Here is a 17732-nt window from a genome sequence, read left to right as displayed (position 1 = left end):
GTAGCGGATTTCAGCGACGGTGCTGAGATCTCCTCTCCTCTCGGCCTGCTGTTCTTCCACATGAAGCTCATCGATCTTTCCTTTTATATCGCGTATTTTCTGAATAGTCTCTTTTTCGAGGGACCATTGACCCCGCATGCCGTTGAGTTGCTCGGTAAGATTGGCGAGCTTTTCACGGATCTCTCCAAGCCTGTCAATTGAGACCTTGTCATCTTCTTTTTTAAGGGCCTCCTGTTCTATTTCCAGTTTGATACGTTTTCTTTCAAGTTCATCGATCTCTGTTGGCATGGAGTCGATCTCTATTCGAAGCTGGGAGGCTGCTTCATCGATGAGGTCTATCGCCTTGTCGGGCAGGAAGCGGTCGGTTATATATCTGTTTGAAAGGGTTACCGCAGCTACAGTGGCAGAATCCTGTATTCGTACACCGTGGTGTACTTCGTACTTATCTTTTATGCCCCGCAGGATAGCTATGGTATCTTCGACTGTTGGCTCCTGAACTATCACCGGTTGAAAGCGTCTTTCCAGGGCGCTGTCTTTTTCTATGTATTTGCGGTATTCATCCAGTGTAGTTGCACCGACGCAATGGAGCTCACCCCTTGCAAGCGCTGGTTTGAGCATGTTTGAGGCATCCATTGAGCCCTCGGCCGCTCCGGCACCGACCAGTGTATGGATTTCATCAATAAAGAGGATGATAGCCCCAGCTTTTTTCTGAACCTCTTGCAGGACTGCTTTCAGTCGATCTTCAAATTCGCCGCGGTACTTCGCCCCGGCAACCATCGCGCCAAGATCGAGAGTTACGACCTGCTTGTCTTTAAGCGTAGCGGGAATATCACCGTTAACTATTCTTTGTGCGAGTCCCTCGACAATGGCAGTCTTGCCGACTCCCGGTTCACCGATCAGTACCGGGTTATTCTTCGTCCTTCTGGAGAGTACCTGGACGATTCTCCGTATTTCATTGTCACGTCCGATAACCGGATCGAGTTTACCGAGTTTGGCTTGATTGGTGAGGTTGATACCGTATTTCTCGAGAGCCTGATACTTTTCTTCAGGATAGGGGTCTGTTACCCTGTGATCACCTCTGATTGACTGCAATGCTTCCAGGAATTTGTTTTCAGTAACCCCTCTGTTTTTCAATGATTTAGCAAAATCGTCTGAGTCATTCCTGATAATAGCCAGGAAGATATGCTCCTGGCTCACAAATTCGTCCTGCATAGACCCGGCAATCTTGAAAGCGGAGTCGAGAACTTTCTGGAGATTATTGGAGAGGTATATCTGTCCGGCGCCGGTGCCGCTCACCTTCGGGATGGCTTCAATCTGAGAAATGCAGTCAGCAAGAACCTGTGAAGGATCGACACCCATTTTTTTCAGAATCGAAGAGACCACACCTCCCTTTTGTTCCAGAATCACCCGTGCCACATGGGCTGGCCGAATCTCCTGTTGTCCGTTATCCCTCGCAAGCTGTTGTGCAGCCTGGATAGCTTCCTGCGATTTTAATGTGAATTTGTCAAATTGCATTTTCCCCTCCCGGGTCTGCCTTTCTCGATGACAGATAACTAACCTCGGTTACATGGAATAGTGAACATCTCAGCGCTGAGAACATAAGAATCGTTAAAAGTTGTGTCAAGCAGGAGGGGAAGGGTATGAGGAAGAGGAAAAGGTAATAAAAAAAGGGGCTTTCTCGTAACCGAGAAAGCCCCTTCAACTTTCGATAAGTTCTGAACGAATCAGAACTCATATATATGAAAGTATGTGAGAATCAGCCGCAGCTGCCTGAAGAACAGTCTCCAGAGCTACAGCCACCGCCGCCAATTGGGTTGGAGGAGGTGATACCGAAACCGGAACGAGGTCCAGCGTCGATGAAGTCTACGGTGATAGAACCACAAGTAGTCAGCAGGCTCTCTTCAACCAGAAACTTCAGGGTGTCGTTCTCGTATACTTTGTCGTTATCTTTTGGCTCATCCAGAGCCAAGCCCAGAGAGGGTCCAGCTCAGCCACCCTGCATGAGGGCGACACGCAGAGCAGAATCGATATTGTTCTGCTCCATGTATTCTTTTAGTTTTTCTACAGCTAAGTCTGTTACACTGAAATCAGACATATTGCCTCCTCGGTTTCAACAATTTTGCTTACATTGTTGAACTGTTACTGGTTTGACTTCCCTGGGGAAGTTTCTTCTTGTGCCACAAAAGGTAAGTGCAGAATATGAGATGTCAATTAAGAATCTTATTTAATAGAACCTTTCCTGCTGCTTTTGAATTGAGGTCACTCTGTTGATTACATAACCAGTGCCATTGTGCAACAAGTTTTTTACTTGAACCGCTGAAAATGAAGGTGATATTGTTTATATTATTTTGCAGTGACTCATCGGACACCATTGAATGTATAATGTTTTGTTATCTCTCTATAAATAGTCTGTGTTCATTAACGCAGCCTGAACCGGAAGAAGTTGACCCTTTGTCAAACCTCAACATCCGTTCATTATTCAGAAGGTATCTAATATGAAAAAAATAGTCATTTCAACAGGGGGAGGCGATGCCCCAGGTCTGAATGCGGTGATATTTGCGGTTGTACACTCATGTTACAAACGAGGCTGGGACGTCTATGGCAGCCGGGATGGGTACGGCGGTTTTCTGGATATAGACAAGATGATCAGGCTCACCCCTAAGGATGTATCCGAGATTTACGCCATGGGAGGCACGATTCTCGGGTCTGCCAATAAGGGTCATCCATTTGCACGACCTGTGGAGAATCTTGCCGGTGAGATCCAGATTGTTGATGTTTCTGATAAGATACTTCGAAATTTCCATCGAATGGGGTTTGACTGTCATATCGCCATTGGAGGAGATGGTAGCCTTGAAATAGCTCACAGGTTCGCCCTGAAGGGGATGCCGGTGATCGGAATTCCGAAAACAATCGACAATGATCTGGAAGAGACGGATCGAACATTCGGTTTTGATACCGCTGTATCAACGGCAACTGAAGCTCTTGATAAATTGCACTCCACAGCAAAATCGCATAATCGGGTTATGGTTGTAGAGGTTATGGGACGGGATTCGGGCTGGATTGCACTCTATTCGGGGATTTCTGGTGGAGCTGATGCCATTTTGATTCCCGAGATCCCCTTTGATATGGACTATGTGTGCGAGAAGATTACGGATAATGAGTTGTATGGCAAGCATTATTCAATAGTTGTGGTTGCCGAGGGGGCGGTGACGAAGTCTGGTGAATCTTTTAATAAAGGCGTAGGCGAACTTGGCCGTGAAGAGGTGGTGCTTGGTGGGGTAGGGGAGTATGTTGCCGATCAGATCCGCCGGCGAACAGACAAAGATACCAGATCGCTGGTGCTAGGTCATTTGCAGCGAGGCGGTTCACCTACCACGTTTGACAGACTGTTGGCACTTCGTTTTGGAGCTGCAGCGGTGCGCATAGTTGAAGAGGGTAAATTTGGGCAGATGGTGGCTTTTGTGCACTCCACAATGAAAGGCGTACCCCTGGAAGATGCGATCCGTTCAAGAAAGAAGGTAAATCTTGATTCAGACAAAATATTAACGGCTGATGATATAGGGATTTGCCTTGGTGATTCCCCTGAAAATTGGCCTGTCATAAAGAAATAATATCTGCTCATAAAGGATTTCGCATTATGCGGGCCAAATCATTTTTAGAAGTTTACGATCGTCTCTATCAGCATTATGGCCCGCAAAAAAACTGGTGGCCGGGTGAAACGGAGTTTGAAATCCTTGTCGGTGCGGTTTTGGTCCAGAATACTAATTGGACGAATGTAGCCAAGGCAATGGATAATCTCCGGGACGCAGGTCTGCTTTCATTTGCGGCAATGCATGCTACCCCGGCTGATGAGTTGGCCGAACTCATCAGGCCATCAGGCTATTATAATGTGAAAGCGAAGCGCCTCCATAATCTACTGAAGATGATCTCAGGATGCTATGGGGGCGATCTGGACGCATTGCTTGCCGGCAGCACTGAGGATGCCAGGTCAAATCTGCTGACGGTAAAGGGGGTAGGACCTGAGACTGCAGATGTAATACTGCTGTATTGCGGAAACCATCCGGTCTTTGTGGTCGACAACTATACCCATCGGGTTTTTTCCAGACACGGGCTGGTAGCTGAAGAGTGTGATTACAACGAATTGCAGGAAGAATTCACCAGCAGGCTGGAGCCGGACCCGCAACTTTATGGTGAGTATCACGCCCTGATCGTTATGGTCGGCAAGGACTATTGCAAAAAGAGTTCACCACTGTGTGAGATGTGCCCTCTTGCCGGAATAGAAGAGGGGGGGGCAGGAGTATAGCACACGCTCATTTCACAGGAGCAGGGGGAAGGTGTTGAATCCTGACTTCCTAGTAGGAAGAACTGGATTGCTCGAATACCGTCTCCTTTGCTGTGGCGAGGATTACCTCTATGTACTCATCGATCTCCCGTTGTGAATATTCAACTTTTTTCAATGCCACTTTATATCGTTCCAATGTCTCTTTAGCTTTGATCGGGCTGTTGTTTTTAGAGTGTAGTGCATAGAGCAGAGTGACTAGCTCTTCTTCAAGCTTGTTGGTTTGCAGCACTCTTTCGATAAGGGCTATAGCTTCATCGGTGCGGCCGGTTTCTGCCATATGACGTGCCCAGGTCGTCGTAAATTCGATAAGGGTATTGGCGAGTTGATCATTGTAGGTCAGGACCTGTTCACTCTTGAAACTATCTTCAGGCAAAGAACCTTTCCAGTGGTAGAGTGCGTGCTGGAAGGCGTTGCCAGCCTGCCACCAGTCGCTATTTTTGGCGTGAACAATTCCTCTGCGGGCCGCATCGGTAAATTGCAGGGAATCCATCTGATAGTTGCTCAGACAGAGAATTCCTTTCTGCATGTGGATGTAATCCCGAACCTGAAGTATTTCATTTTTAGAGAGCTCCTTTCTCAGTCGGGTAAGCAGGGTGTCAAAACTCTTGCGGGCATTTTCCGGAGTGTTGTCCGGCCATAGTTCAAGCTGGATTCTCTCCTGGCTTATTCTCTGACCTTTGGCAGTTATCAACAGGCCTAGAAGCTCACGCTGGGATGGGGTGAGATCTTTAGAATGGCTAATAATGGTTGTGCCAAGACTTATCTGGAAGCTGTCGAGGAGGGAAAAGTTGAGCAGGGGAGTGGGTTCGCCATTTTCTCCAAGATGCATTTTTAATCGTTCCTGGCAGAGCATCTGTGCGAAGCTTCTCTCGATATCAAACTGGACGGCCAGTGTCAGCAGCTTAGTCATCATAACAGGCTCCCACCCCCAGAAATGGGTGTAGCCGTTGCTTTTCATAAGAGACAATCCAGCTTCGAGATCATCGAGGGCGCTTTCAGTATCGACGTAGACCAGCTTGCAGTAACTGCGCTGAAAGAGTGCACAGATATGCAGGAAGGTAGACGGAATAAGCTGTGTTCTGGCGACACCGTCGTCTAATAGCGCTGCGGCCTTATCGCCCTGCCCAGTGCGGGCATAGATGGCGCCTGCCATAATATTATTGAACAGTTCATAAAAGACTCCGCCTGTGTCTGATCGAAGAGTAATAGATTCTTCTATGAAATGTACGGCCTCTTCATTGCTCCCCTGTAGCGCATGTCCATAAGCAAGCCACTGTAACAATTGACTGTGCATGTGATGACTGGAGGCTGTTGAAGTGATACCGAATCCCTTGTTCAAAAGCTCCATTGAGGTATCGGTCTGGCCCATGGAGATGTAGCAGGCGGCTCCCCATACATAAATATATGGCGCAGCCACAGTCTGGTCGACGATTGTCCGGTCAATGCTTTTCTGAATTGCTTCCTGTGCGATTTTAAAGTTGAGGAAATCACCGACCATGGAGAGGTAACAGAGGTACATCACGTGAATGGTCAGTTTGTTTGACATCCCAACTAACGGGTCGTTTGACAGGGAGTAGCATTTTTCAGCCTCACGCAGAAATTTTGCCCTATTGCCACAGAGTAATTCAATATATCCCTTGGTAAAACGGGCGGAGGCTTGGAAATTTCTACTGTCATAACGTTTGGAGAGGGTGTTGGCCATATGGATATAATTTCTGGCTTTATCCATTTGGCTATCAAAGAAGCAGTGACCGCAGGCAAGATTACGGGCAGCAAGAATTTTTACCGTGTCCGGGAGGGATTGTTCGTGTGCCTTTAAAAGGTGAGCAGTGTTGGGGAGCAGTCGTGAGCCTACATTGTATTTGCCGGTGATGACGAAATGGAAATAAATCATCTGGGACAGACACAAAATTTCACCTATGGGATCACGGCTTTCCATAAACAGCTCGATAGCCCGTTCGTAATATGGCAGGGTTGTCTGGGGCGAATAATCGTTTTGCATCAATCCGGCAAAAAAGGTCAGCCAGTTATATTCAAAAAGAGTCTCTTTTGGGATCGAATTTAACAGGGCAAAAATGGTAAATGTCCGGTTTTTGGATACAAGTTCCATACCTCTGGTTTGCAGGATACGGTCCATAGTCAGGTAGTCCTCAGCTTTCCGGTAGCAGGCAAGGGCTTTTTCAACCATGTCCAGTTCCAGATAGTACTCGGCTTCCCTGGTATGGATCGACTGGATTTCGGTGTTGCTGAACAGAGCTGTACCCTGCAATTGGAGGAATTCCTGAAAAAAGTGATGGAACCTGAATACAGATTTGTTGTCATCAAGTCTGTAGACGAAAAAATTCTCTCTGGCCATTTCTGAGAGGATGTTTCCAAAGTCTTCGATACCGGTAAGGATCGTAGCGAGTTGAACGGGAATTTCACTGATGAATGATAGACGGAAGAACGGAGTGTGTAACTCCTCCGGGATCTTGTCGAAAATTTCATCCTGGAAATAATCAAGCATGTGTCCCTGGTCTGAATCCGGGGCAATGACAGAGTCATTGGTGGAGTTTTGCCAAAAGTGATTGCGGCCGCTCATCGGGTGGCTGGCGAGTACGATGCCCATTATCCAGCCGTTAGTCATGCGGTGGATATCAATCGCGTCCTGGCGGGTGATATCTCTTTCGAAAACATTGGTGAAAAGGTCTTCGATTTCTCTATTGTCGAGTGCGAGATCACTGGTGCTCAGATAGCTGATTTTACTGCTGTCCCGGAAGGTTTTACATTTCATCTCGAGAGGGTGCCTTGAGATGAGTATAAAATGGAGTCGCGGCGGAGATGTGTCGATCATATACTCAAGCAGATTGTTGGTGAGTATGCTGCCGGTGAGTAAATGTAGATCATCAAAAACAATGAACATATCCTGCTGGAGGTAGATGTTCAGATCACCAAGCAGGATGTTGGCACATTTTTTCAGGTCGAGGGGACCGACGACTCCGTCCCGGAGTATGGTGGTGAGTTGCGGGGAGTGAAAATCGGTAAATTTCTGATTGAAATTTGCCAGTAGCGATGAGAGCAGCAATACCGGGTCGGAATCTTCAGGGCCGATCTGGTACCAGATAAAATCAATATTGTGATGATTGATGAATTGCGAGACGAGGGTCGTTTTTCCCTGGCCAGCCTGGGCTTCTATGATGATTGCTTTTTTGTTCCGGATTTTATGCGGAAGTTTAGAGTTCAGCAGGCCGGTGCGGAGCAGGGATTGAGATTCGTCAATATGGGGAGGGTAGAATTTATTTGATGGAATGGCAAAGGGTCTGGGGATATCGCGTGTGTCCATCGTCGGCTCTCATAGTAAATCATTCTTTCTGGTTTTTCCCCTTGTACCATAAAAACTGGCGACAAATACCACGAATGACGCTGGCGTCTTTAGAGGAAAGTCTGACTCTTCCAAGGAACTGCCTGATGTTGCTCATCCAGTATGTATGACTTTTTTCTTTCAGAAAATCAATACGTAATAAGGCATCCTCCACATGCTTATACATCCCTTCGAGTTCGAAAGATGATGCATATCTTGGATTGGGCTCAACAGCGTTGGGGGCGTGAACTATACTGAAATACAGTTCATAGCAGTGGATAGCGACAGCCTGGGCCAGATTGAGTGATGAAAAATCGGCTGTCGGAATGCATGAGGTGTAATTGCAGTATTTTAGTTCGTCATTGGTCAGGCCGGTATCTTCCGGGCCGAACATTATGGCCATATGGTTGTTGGGGAGATCGGGGATAACCGCTTCTATCACTTCCCTGGGATTACGCTCGATGGTTCTCTTTTTGCCGAGTCGGGCCGTGGTGCCGACGATAATCGAAAAGGGTTTCAGTGCTTCCTCCAGGGTGGAATATACCTCTATCGAGTCGAGAAGATGTGCAGCTTTGTGGGTGGCCATTTTGGCCATGTTTTCCCGGTCCGGCATTTCGTCGCGGACCAGAATGATTCTGCTGATGCCCATATTAAAAGCGACCCTCGCGGCAGAACCTACATTTTCTGCAAATTTCGGGTGGACGAGGACAATGGCCACCTGGGATAAAAGCTCACGGTCTTGATGCATGATATCTGTCAGGAAAAGGAAATTGTAAAAGGAGGGGTGTTGGCAGAGGGCTTAAACAACAAGCAGAGATTGAACCGTTGTTTCGGTCAATCCCTGCTTGAAGTAATTGAAACTGACGTCGAATTTCCGCTCGTGCAGAAAAATCTCAGTTTTTCTTGCTGGTGGTATCCATTGAGATTCTGCTGATTTTTTCGTACTCTTCAACCTGCTTGTCAGCGGTAGAAGGCATCAGTCTTTTAAGCAGAGGTACCACACCACTTTCAGATTTTTCGAACAGTCTCTCAGCCTCCTTCAGGGTAACCTGCCAGGCTGGTGCAAACCCTGGAGCTTTTTCGAACATGATGTCGATTGCGGTCTGATAGATGTAGTATTGACGAATCTCTTTTCGACCAGGCTTCTGGTTCAGTGACTGCACAGTAATGCGGAGATTGTCGCGCTCCTGCTTCAGACGGGTCAGCTCTGCCTTACGCCGTTCGTTATCAGTAGAATCGATTTCCAGTTTGGTGTGCAGATGGTTGCGCAGACGGTCAACCTCTTTACTGAGTTCACGTCTGCGAAGCAGTCCGCGAATGTACATAAACGAACACAAGATGATACAGATCACTAAGCCTAAAGCAAGCCCCTTGGCAAAAGGATTGCCGAATAACGACGCAAGCATGCTGGTTTCTTCCATATGAACTATCCTCCAGAACGAGTTAACCGTAAAATATATCTTTAGAAAAAAAAGTATTAATCAGTACCTTCCTGAGAGTACTTAATTCGAAATAGTGCAGCAAGTCAAGGTGCAAAAATATCGATCAATATAGGCCCTGTCGGCTAGATGGACTGATTTTTAAGTCTTTCTACTCGTTATTGCTGTGAAGATGGTTCGAAGTAAATTCTGTTTTTATTTCTATCAACATCGCTTGCGGTAACGCTGATGATATCACCAATTTGATAGATCTTGCCGCTTACCTCACCAATGACTCGATGATGTTTGCCGTCAAAGAGGTAATAGTCGTCATTGAGTGACTCAAGTGAGACAGATCCGCTTATGAAGAGATCCAACAATTCGACAAAGAACGCAAAGTCAGTTACGCCGGAAATGATTGCTTTGAACGATTCACCAAGATGCTTTTCCATATAGAGCAGTTTGAGCCGGTCGGCCATGTCGCGCTCTGATGAGACTGCGGTCCGTTCTCTGCCGGAGAGGAATATCCCGACTTCGCGCAGGTCATTCTTTATAGTGTTTTCTGCTTTGGTCTGTTTTTTGCGTGTGCTCTGTTCCGCCAGCATTGCACAGAGCTCTCTGTGGACGATGAGATCGGGGTAGCGACGGATAGGGGAGGTGAAATGGGTGTAATCTGTAGCTGCCAGAGCAAAATGCCCGACATTGTCCGAAGAATATCTGGCCTGCTGCATTGCTCTTAGCAGAAGGTTGTTAACGATATACTCCTTGGGTGAACCTTTACAGAGTTTAAGAACTTTGCCAAACCACTCAGCAGTTGATTCGGGTGGGGGGAGCTGAAGATCGAGCGTCTTGGCGAATTCGCTGAATTCCACAATTTTGTCATGATCCGGCAATTCGTGAATTCGATAGAGGCTTTGACGATGTTTCCTGGTGAAGGTTTCTGCCACCGCTTCATTGGCTGCCAGCATAAACTCTTCGATTATCTGATGGGCAAAATTCCGTTCAGCTCTGGTTATGCTCTCGATATGACCGTCTGTATCAAGTTGGATTTCGGCTTCGGGCAATGAAAAACCAATAGAGCCTCTCTCCAGTCGCCTGGCGAGGAGTACCCGGGCGAGGTCGTTTGCATGATCAAGCATGGTAAGAAAGGGACCAAAAGCGTTTCGAGTCTCTTCATCTTTATCTATAACAAGCTGGGCAACCGTGGTGTAGGTAAATCTGTTATGACTTTTAATAACGGATCTGCAGAACCGCTTACCGATCCGCTTGCCGGAATGGTCGAAATCCAGGACTGCTGTCACTGCCATTCGATCTACGTTGGGGATAAGGCTGCAAAGATTATTAGACAACTTCTCGGGCAGCATGGGAATTACTCTGCCTGGAAAATATATGGATGTACCCCTTTGATATGCATCCGTGTCGATGGCCGAGCCGGGTTTCACATAGTGAGAGACATCGGCAATTGACACATGGAGTTGGAAACCCTGTGCGGTTTTGGTAACACAGACTGCGTCATCAAAATCTTTGGCTGTTTCCCCATCTATTGTTACATGCAGGATGTCACGTAAATCTTCACGGTCCTCGGTTAGCTTAACGCTTTCATGCAGTTGGTTCGCTTCTGCCAGGGTTTCATCGCTGAAGATGTGTGACAGATGGAACTTTTCAATCACCAGCCGCATTTGTACATCGATATTATCGGCTGGCCCAAGGAGTTCGATGATCTTCCCTTTTATAACAGGCGATGGTTTTTCAGGACGACGGAACTGGGCGATGACTGCAATGCCATTGGCAAGGTTGTCGAAGCCGGCAGGGTTCACTTCGACAGTAAAAGGGAATCTGCTGTCATCCGGGTGAACGAAGCAACCGCGCCGTGTTAATTCTATAGTACCTGCAATTGTGTCTGCCCCAGGGTTCAAAACTTTTAAGATTGTACCTTCAGGGCGTCCGGAAGAGCCGCCACGCCGGGTGTGAACCAGAACCCGGTCGCCGTGCATGGCACCGCCCATCCTGTTCGAAGTGATGTGGATATCCTTGGCCAGATCGGGAGCCTTGGCGTGCTTGACAGCGACGGATACGAAACCAAAGCCTCTCGGATGTTGCTGCAATGTGCCCTCGTAAAGAGGAGCATTGGGACTGAGTTGAAATCTCTTCTTGTCCGCCTTGGTTAATGTTTTAGTATGTAACAGATGAGTAAAAGTACCTTTGACCTCTTGGGTCAGTGTACTCTTTCCGGTAACAGCCCGGGTGATGTCGGCCATGCTTGCCGGTTCTGTGGAGGTGTAGAGGTAGGCCAAAACCTGCTTTTCAAAATGTTGTATTGTTTGGTCTTTCGACGATGATCCTCTTTTGTGAGAGGATTTGGAATGATGCTTTTTTCGTGAGTATCTTTTTTGAGTCATGAAATGAAATTTGTTCCCCCTGAACGGGGAATTCTGTTATTCTGAGACAAGATTGTCTGTTATTTTATTAGTTTTCTTCAGTGTAGCATGGTTTTAGCGGGCAGATATATATCTGTGCCGATGCTGGCATGCGCCTAAAAGGAGAGTATGCGTCGTATTCCTTTTGATATAGTTTCTTACCGTCGGCAGATGCTTGACCTCTTGGGAGATTCTCCGGATCAGGTTGTTTTCTGGGAAGCACTCGATTTTGCAATTGAGGCCCATTATGATCAATGGCGTAAATCTGGTGATGCGTATATCCTTCATCCTTGTTCAGTTGCCAAAATTCTAGCCGAAGAGATGGATATCATCCATCCGGAAATTCTTGCTGCTGCACTGTTACATGACACTGTTGAAGATGTGGAGGAAGTGACGGCTGAAGTGGTAGGTGATCGATTTGGTCACTATGTTCAGGCAATCGTTGAGGGTTGCACAAAAGTAACGCATGTTTCGGGCAGTAAGCAACATAATTCCCAGAGAACGCACAGAAAAATATTTTCAGGTGCGGCACTGCGACCGGAAGTTATGCTTGTTAAACTTGCCGACCGGCTGCACAATCTGCGTACCCTGCAGGCATTGCCGCGCAAGAAGCGCCAGAGAATAGCTGATGAAACAATAGATATTTATGCGCCTTTGGCAACCGTGTTCGGCTTATTTACCATTAAGAGGCAGATGTATAATCTGGCTCTGCTTTTTAAATATCCCAAACAGGGTGCTAAGCTTAACAGTCATATCAGGCAGTTGGGCAAGTCACCAATCGGCCTGGAAATAGTACAGGCACTCAGGCAGCAGGTGAAGGCATATGAGCTTCCCGCCGAAGTGAATATGCGTACTAAAGAACTTTGGGCTTATTACGATGCTACCAACCGGTTGCTCCTGAAACGCATCGAAACTCCGATGGAGATCGTTATTGTCGTTAAAGATCGCCATTCCTGTTATCGCGCCCTGGGCATAATCAACGAGACATTCCGTCCTATTCCCCGAACTATCCGTGACTTTATAGCCAATCCGAAGCCGACAGGCTATCAGGGGCTCCACGCAAGGGCTATCATTAAGGGTCAGAAATTCCTCTTTAAAATACGGGACTATGAGATGGCCAGAAAGGCTCAGCGGGGCCTTTTTCGTAACTGGAGTTCAAAGTCGGGTAAGCAGGGACATTTTGTCAAAGAGGTTCAGGAACTCTTCGATGTATTGAGTTCAGACGAGTCGTTCTCGTACCGGGATGTCATCGCCGCCAGTGGCAAGAAAGAAATTTACACCTATACGCCCCAGGGAGATCTTATCTGTCTGCCGTTTAAATCAACGGTTCTCGACTTTGCCTTTCGGGTCCATACTGAGATTGGCCGGACCTGTCTCGGTGCGATGATACGAAATACCAGGGTGCCTGCTGATCATGTGCTGACGGATGGTTCCATGGTCCGAATCATACGAGCCAAGGAGCCGGTTCGCTTTGAGCAGCATGTCATTAATATCTGTAAGACGCCCAGGGCCAGAGCTGAATTGGCCAGAGGATTCAGGATTCGACGGAGAAGAGTTACCCGTCAGGTCGGTGAATCGCTTCTCAGGCAGGAGATGCTCCGTTACGGTTTCCCGTTTCATGTTCTGGAGGGGGAACCATTGCTTCAACTGCTCAGGGATTTCCATGTCGACACGCTGGAGGAACTTTACGGTCGTACTGGTGAGGGGCGTCTGCGGCTTTATGATGTTATGGCCAGGATTAAAAATGATATGTTCGATGGTGTGTCTCCACTTTTCACACCAACCGGAGCCTTTAATAAAATTCAGCTGACCACACTGGATCCCGTAGTTGTGAAGCTCTCTTCCTGTTGTAAGCCAAACCCTGCCAACAAGGATAATTGCGCGTTACTCACCGAGAAAGGGTTCTCAGTACACCACAAAAAATGCACTCGATTGCACTCCATCAAGTTCAGGCGCGAAGACGCGGTAAATATCAGCTGGCAACTTCGGGAAACATCTGTGCGCAAGCAACAGGAGTTGCACATCCTACGGGCGTCCCGGGCTGAAGTTATGCAGTCCCTGGGAAATGCACCAGAAGAATTGGATGTCACCCACCTTCAGCTGCTTTCTAAATATTCCACCCTTGAGCCGGCCTGGCAACTTAACTTCAAGGTGCCGAACCTGCATGCACTGCACAAGGTCTTGCGGCACTTCGACAAGTCCAATATCCCCTATGAGTTTTACCTGGAGTGCTGATCACCTCCAGCAGGTTGCGAAACACTGCTCTGAAAAGATCAGGGTGTTTCAACTTCGTGTCTGGCAATATCCTCTGGGCGGTTCGCATACTTACTGAGAACCTTTACCAGCATATCCGGTAGATCGTCGCGTTGCCTGGAGCTTCTGTGTAGTTGGGTTAGGGTCTTTTCCAGAGTCAGATCTTCACCAAGTGCTATATGCCGTAAAACCAGGGAGACCAGCCGGGTAATTGTTGTCAGATTGGATATTCTTGACTGAAGGTGCTGGTCCCGGTCAAAGGCAGTGGAAGCAAAAATTTCAACTGGTTCACCTTTCATTTCGCTGATGGAGACGTACCAGCTATTGTGTTCCCGATCTTTAGTCCTGTAGCGAACAGCATCCAGAACTTCCGGAAGTACCACCGGATCGCCATTTTTCCTTTCTGGCAGCAGATTTTTGATTCGAGTGACCCGATCTTTGTCTCTGGCAATCATTTCCGCGATCGACCCGCATTCGGAGCAGAGTTCAAGGTTATCAAATGGGGTCAGTTCTCTTTCCTTTATACAGCCTGGACAGGTTCCTGTTCTCTTCTCATTTTTGCTCATTCGTCCACCTACCATCAGGGTTGGATGATTGGATATATTTATCCAACAATTGTTGAAACGTTTTTCCCTCAACCTCTCGTGCTCCGAAGCGGAGCAAGTGTTCCGTTGTCATCTGGCAGTCAACCAGCTGAACCCCAATTCTTTTGAGGTGTTCAATCAGCGCAACAAAGGCTATCTTTGAGCCATCAGTAATCCGGGTGAACATCGATTCTCCGAAAAAGACCTTGTCTATCAGAACCCCGTAAAGACCACCGGCGAGTAGGCCTTTTTGCCAGCACTCGACGCTATGACAGTAGCCACGCCTGTGTAATTCGATATATGCGTTTTGCATTTCATTAATGATCCAGGTCTCTTCACCTTTTTTGGTCCTGCAGCTGGCGCAGTTATGGATGACCTGCTCAAAATCCCGATCAAAGCTGATTTCAAACGGTTGCTTTCGGATGGTTCGGGCTAATCTTTTAGAGACCCTGAGTTCGTTGGGAAACAATACCAGTCTCGGGGCAGTGAACCACCAGAGAATAGGATCACCTTCCGAGTACCATGGGAAAATCCCGTTACTATAAGCTTTAATGAGACGTTCGGGGCTGAGGTCGCCGCCTACGGCAAGCAGCCCGCTATCCTCTGCGAGGTCAGGGTGGGGAAATACAATATTATCTGTTAGTTGAAATACTGGCATGAATGAAGTTAACCGTAGTTTTCCAGGATGTCAATAATATGCGATGCAGAGCAATCGGCAGAGGGAAAATGCATCTGTATCGTAAAATACTCATTAAAATATTAAACACAGAGCCTGTTACGTACCAACAAGAGACCTGCCGGAAAAGCTCATCTTTTAAATAAAGTTGTACCAGGCGATTATGGATATTGAAGGCAGCGAACTGCCGGATCGATTTCAGAGCGGTTGAAGCGAAGTGCCGACAATGGTAGGATTGGTGCGCGATTGGTCATATAATGGCAGGATTAGGTGAATGGTTGTACCTGTTCCAAGTGAAAGGACAACAGGAATTGAACGTTACAGCGAGATTGGAATTGCTGCAAAATGTCTGGTTTATGATTAAGGGCGGCAGTTCCAGATGGATATAGAGAAATGAAGATAGACGACAAAATGACAGAGGCCACCCCTAAGGAATTTTCACCTTTTTCTGAGGAGTTTATTCCGCAAAATTTTCATCCCGAGATAGGGCGTCTGAATCTATTGAAGAATATCAGGCAGGACCTGGCGGAAGGCGTGCCAATGGTGGTGGTAACCGGAGAGGCGGGAAGCGGCAAATCGGTAATAGGTAAGATGGTTGCCAACGAATCAGTTGATGGCTGCCGGCTGATATATTTTAGTAAGACTGTGCTGTCATTTGAAAATGTTGTAAAGGTCGTTGCCCGGATTGTCGGGGTCGAGGTGACAGATCTTACAAGAAAAGGCGTCGCGGCGGCGGTGGGGGAGATCGCCGAATCAGCAGCAAGTTTACCTGAGCGTTTGACGTTGGTTTTCGATGGCGCAGAACGAATATATCTGGCTACACTCGAGCGCATTCGTAAAATGCTGGACATGGTTAACGCTAACAATTTCCGTATGCAGATCCTCTTTATAGGCCGGCCTGGCCTGTTGGAGAACTTGGAACAGTTGCATATTTGTAATCTGAATGAGGTTGTTGAAAAACGTTATGGTCTGCAACCGCTGAGTGAGTCTGAGACCGCCCTGTATATTGAAATGTGTACAGGGCGTCTGGCTCAAGTCGATGCCGGTTCGTTTACTACGGAAGCTGTTGCGCGAATTAATCAGGTCTCGAGGGGAAATTTCAGGAAGATCAATAGCTGCGCAGACGAAGTGCTGAAACGAGGAAACTCAGGGGCTTCCTTTTGTGTCATGTTGGAAAATGCAGAAAGCGGCGAGGGTGGAACCGGAGCAGGGATTAAAGGGGCAGTACTACCTGGGCCTGGCGGTTATTCAAACAAGAAGATGTTGATGGCAGGTGGAGCCATTGTGGCCACTCTTGCTGTTGTTTTTGTGTTGGTGACAGGCAATAAAAAAGAGAGCTACGAACCAATTGAAGCTGTTGCCGGGCAGCGGCCTATTATTGAAGAACCTGAAACAATATTAGAGCAGGCATCAGCCGAAATCGGTCTCACAGAAAGAAAACAGCCTGAACAAGGTACACCGGCAGGGCATGATGTTATTGTTGATAATAGTGCCGGTTTAGAAAATGAACCCACCACAATAAATGAAATAGAGATTGATGAGTTGGTTGCTCTCAAATCAGAATTGCCGGAAGGCGCCGCCGAAGCGAGTACATTGAAACAGGAAGCGTCAGGAGTTGCAGACCTGTCCGAAGACTCCAGCCAGATAGTTAAACCAGATCTGTCCAAGGCATATGCTGAGGAAGCCGATAAGGAAGAAAATTCGGTGATCATTGGTGATGACGATTTCGTCAAGGAAGTAGTCAGCATAGTACCACAGCCCACAGTTGGGAAAAAAATTATTGAAGAGCGGGTAACGCGCAAGCCGGTGACTCTGAAAAAAGGTTCCGCTAAAAGGATTGTGGCAGAAGAAACCGAATCATCTGAATCACAGGGCGGGGCAGAAGAGATCGTGGCTGAGATCGACGGCACTGTTCAAACCGAAGCAGAGAGTGTCGTTGAAGGTCTCTCGAATGAGGATATAGACCTGATATTTGAAAAGTCTCTGGACGATTCCACCGAAAACATTGAGTTTCAGCCCGGTGCGCCTGTAACTGAGATGACTGAAGTAAAACCGGCCAGTACAGAACATTTGAGGGCGGGACAGGATACAGTCGGAACCGTGAGCGCAGAGCCAAAAAAAGTAATAAAACCAGCTGAAGCTACCGTCTCAAGTATCAATATACAGGGTTCGAATATCAAGAAAGTCCCTGAAATGGAGAGTGCTGTTATTGAGTCTTCGGTAACAAAAGTTGATTTGGTAACAGATCCGGGCTTGGAGAATGAATACTTCCGCCGCCTGGCCGCAGGTGAGAACTGGTTGCATGGTGAAAGTGACAGCAAATATACCATGCAGCTCATGGTGCTCTCAGCCGAAAATGCGCAGGAAAATATTGAGCAGATGCTTGACGCCGAAGAATATAGACAGGAAGCCGACAACTTTTTCATCCTGGAAGACAGACAAAATTCCGGGCAGGTGTATGTGTTCTACGGGGAGTACGAAACGATGGAGGCTGCGCGGATGGCACGAGACGCAATCTCTGATGCACTGCGGGAACATAGCCCCTATGTGCTTTCGGTTCCGGTGGCTGTTCAAAAGCTTCTTTAAGCTCTGTGCTCCATAACCGGATTAAAAGGGTCATGTGAGGAACACTTCATTTTTCTTATTTCAGATGAGGGAGCTTATTCAATCCCCTGCGATGATTATCACTGCACCAATGTTTT

At 47.4% G+C, this 17732-nt stretch carries 12 protein-coding genes (1 of these 12 running past the window's edge); 4 read left to right on the top strand and 8 right to left on the bottom strand.

Features of this window, described 5'->3' with window-relative positions:
- Both clpB and FCL45_RS25140 read right to left on the bottom strand, forming a co-directional pair.
- Window positions 1-1515, bottom strand: the 5' portion of a protein-coding gene (gene clpB, locus FCL45_RS22215; protein ID WP_136798136.1) for an ATP-dependent chaperone ClpB. 1086 nt of this gene lie to the left of the window's left edge; 1515 of the gene's 2601 nt are visible here — the first part of the coding sequence; it begins with the start codon at window positions 1513-1515; its stop codon lies beyond the left edge, outside the window.
- Between the two features lie 241 nt (window positions 1516-1756).
- Window positions 1757-2095, bottom strand: coding sequence for an IscA/HesB family protein (locus FCL45_RS25140; protein ID WP_338031715.1), 339 nt, complete (start codon window positions 2093-2095; stop codon window positions 1757-1759).
- Between the two features lie 400 nt (window positions 2096-2495).
- On the opposite strand from FCL45_RS25140, the gene FCL45_RS22200 reads away from it, so the two are divergent.
- Window positions 2496-3611, top strand: a complete 1116-nt coding sequence (locus FCL45_RS22200; RefSeq protein ID WP_136798133.1) for a 6-phosphofructokinase — start codon at window positions 2496-2498, stop codon at window positions 3609-3611.
- A 26-nt stretch (window positions 3612-3637) separates the two neighbouring features.
- Window positions 3638-4303, top strand: a complete 666-nt coding sequence (locus FCL45_RS22195; protein ID WP_136798132.1) for an endonuclease III domain-containing protein — start codon at window positions 3638-3640, stop codon at window positions 4301-4303.
- 49 nt (window positions 4304-4352) lie between these two features.
- On the opposite strand, the gene FCL45_RS22190 is transcribed toward FCL45_RS22195, so the two are convergent.
- From FCL45_RS22190 to rnr, 4 genes are all read right to left on the bottom strand, one after another.
- On the bottom strand, window positions 4353-7664 hold the full coding sequence (locus FCL45_RS22190; RefSeq protein ID WP_136798131.1) for an AfsR/SARP family transcriptional regulator: 3312 nt from the start codon (window positions 7662-7664) through the stop codon (window positions 4353-4355).
- A gap of 19 nt (window positions 7665-7683) precedes the next feature.
- Entirely contained in the window at window positions 7684-8430 is a 747-nt protein-coding gene (locus tag FCL45_RS22185; RefSeq protein ID WP_136798130.1) for an RNA methyltransferase, read from the bottom strand.
- 145 nt (window positions 8431-8575) lie between these two features.
- A complete protein-coding gene (locus tag FCL45_RS22180; RefSeq protein WP_136798129.1) occupies window positions 8576-9103 on the bottom strand; it encodes a hypothetical protein in 528 nt (175 codons plus the stop codon).
- Window positions 9104-9279: 176 nt separating this feature from the next.
- The gene (gene rnr, locus FCL45_RS22175; protein ID WP_136798128.1) at window positions 9280-11499 is read right to left on the bottom strand and encodes a ribonuclease R; all 2220 of its coding nucleotides are present in this window, start codon (window positions 11497-11499) and stop codon (window positions 9280-9282) included.
- A gap of 147 nt (window positions 11500-11646) precedes the next feature.
- On the opposite strand from rnr, the gene FCL45_RS22170 reads away from it, so the two are divergent.
- Window positions 11647-13752, top strand: coding sequence for an HD domain-containing protein (locus FCL45_RS22170; protein WP_136798127.1), 2106 nt, complete (start codon window positions 11647-11649; stop codon window positions 13750-13752).
- A gap of 38 nt (window positions 13753-13790) precedes the next feature.
- On the opposite strand, the gene FCL45_RS22165 is transcribed toward FCL45_RS22170, so the two are convergent.
- Together FCL45_RS22165 and aat are read right to left on the bottom strand one after the other, a co-directional pair.
- Complete coding sequence (locus FCL45_RS22165; RefSeq protein ID WP_228721398.1) at window positions 13791-14336, bottom strand: TSCPD domain-containing protein; 546 nt, start codon at window positions 14334-14336, stop codon at window positions 13791-13793.
- Window positions 14323-15012, bottom strand: coding sequence for a leucyl/phenylalanyl-tRNA--protein transferase (gene aat / locus FCL45_RS22160; protein WP_136798126.1), 690 nt, complete (start codon window positions 15010-15012; stop codon window positions 14323-14325). The genes FCL45_RS22165 and aat overlap by 14 nt, the downstream gene beginning before the upstream one ends.
- 411 nt (window positions 15013-15423) lie before the next feature.
- Between aat and FCL45_RS22155 the strand changes: the two genes are divergently transcribed.
- The gene (locus FCL45_RS22155) at window positions 15424-17616 is read left to right on the top strand and encodes an AAA family ATPase (RefSeq protein WP_136798125.1); all 2193 of its coding nucleotides are present in this window, start codon (window positions 15424-15426) and stop codon (window positions 17614-17616) included.
- Window positions 17617-17732 lie beyond the last annotated feature (116 nt).

The sequence above is a fragment of the Desulfosediminicola ganghwensis genome, assembly GCF_005116675.2.
GTDB classification, from domain to species: Bacteria; Desulfobacterota; Desulfobulbia; order Desulfobulbales; family Desulfocapsaceae; genus Desulfopila; species Desulfopila ganghwensis.
Note: the sequence above shows the minus strand (reverse complement) of the source record. Positions and strands in the feature narration are given on the sequence as shown.

Bases quoted from the DNA above. Each gene is read 5' to 3' on its own strand.
- FCL45_RS22165 (WP_228721398.1), bottom strand. From the start codon at position 14,336: ATGAGCAAAAATGAGAAGAGAACAGGAACCTGTCCAGGCTGTATAAAG.
- rnr (WP_136798128.1), bottom strand. From the start codon at position 11,499: ATGACTCAAAAAAGATACTCACGAAAAAAGCATCATTCCAAATCCTCT.
- FCL45_RS22185 (WP_136798130.1), bottom strand. From the start codon at position 8,430: ATGCATCAAGACCGTGAGCTTTTATCCCAGGTGGCCATTGTCCTCGTC.
- FCL45_RS22200 (WP_136798133.1), top strand. From the start codon at position 2,496: ATGAAAAAAATAGTCATTTCAACAGGGGGAGGCGATGCCCCAGGTCTG.
- FCL45_RS22155 (WP_136798125.1), top strand. From the start codon at position 15,424: ATGAAGATAGACGACAAAATGACAGAGGCCACCCCTAAGGAATTTTCA.
- aat (WP_136798126.1), bottom strand. From the start codon at position 15,012: ATGCCAGTATTTCAACTAACAGATAATATTGTATTTCCCCACCCTGAC.
- FCL45_RS22180 (WP_136798129.1), bottom strand. From the start codon at position 9,103: ATGGAAGAAACCAGCATGCTTGCGTCGTTATTCGGCAATCCTTTTGCC.
- FCL45_RS22170 (WP_136798127.1), top strand. From the start codon at position 11,647: ATGCGTCGTATTCCTTTTGATATAGTTTCTTACCGTCGGCAGATGCTT.
- FCL45_RS22190 (WP_136798131.1), bottom strand. From the start codon at position 7,664: ATGGACACACGCGATATCCCCAGACCCTTTGCCATTCCATCAAATAAA.
- FCL45_RS22195 (WP_136798132.1), top strand. From the start codon at position 3,638: ATGCGGGCCAAATCATTTTTAGAAGTTTACGATCGTCTCTATCAGCAT.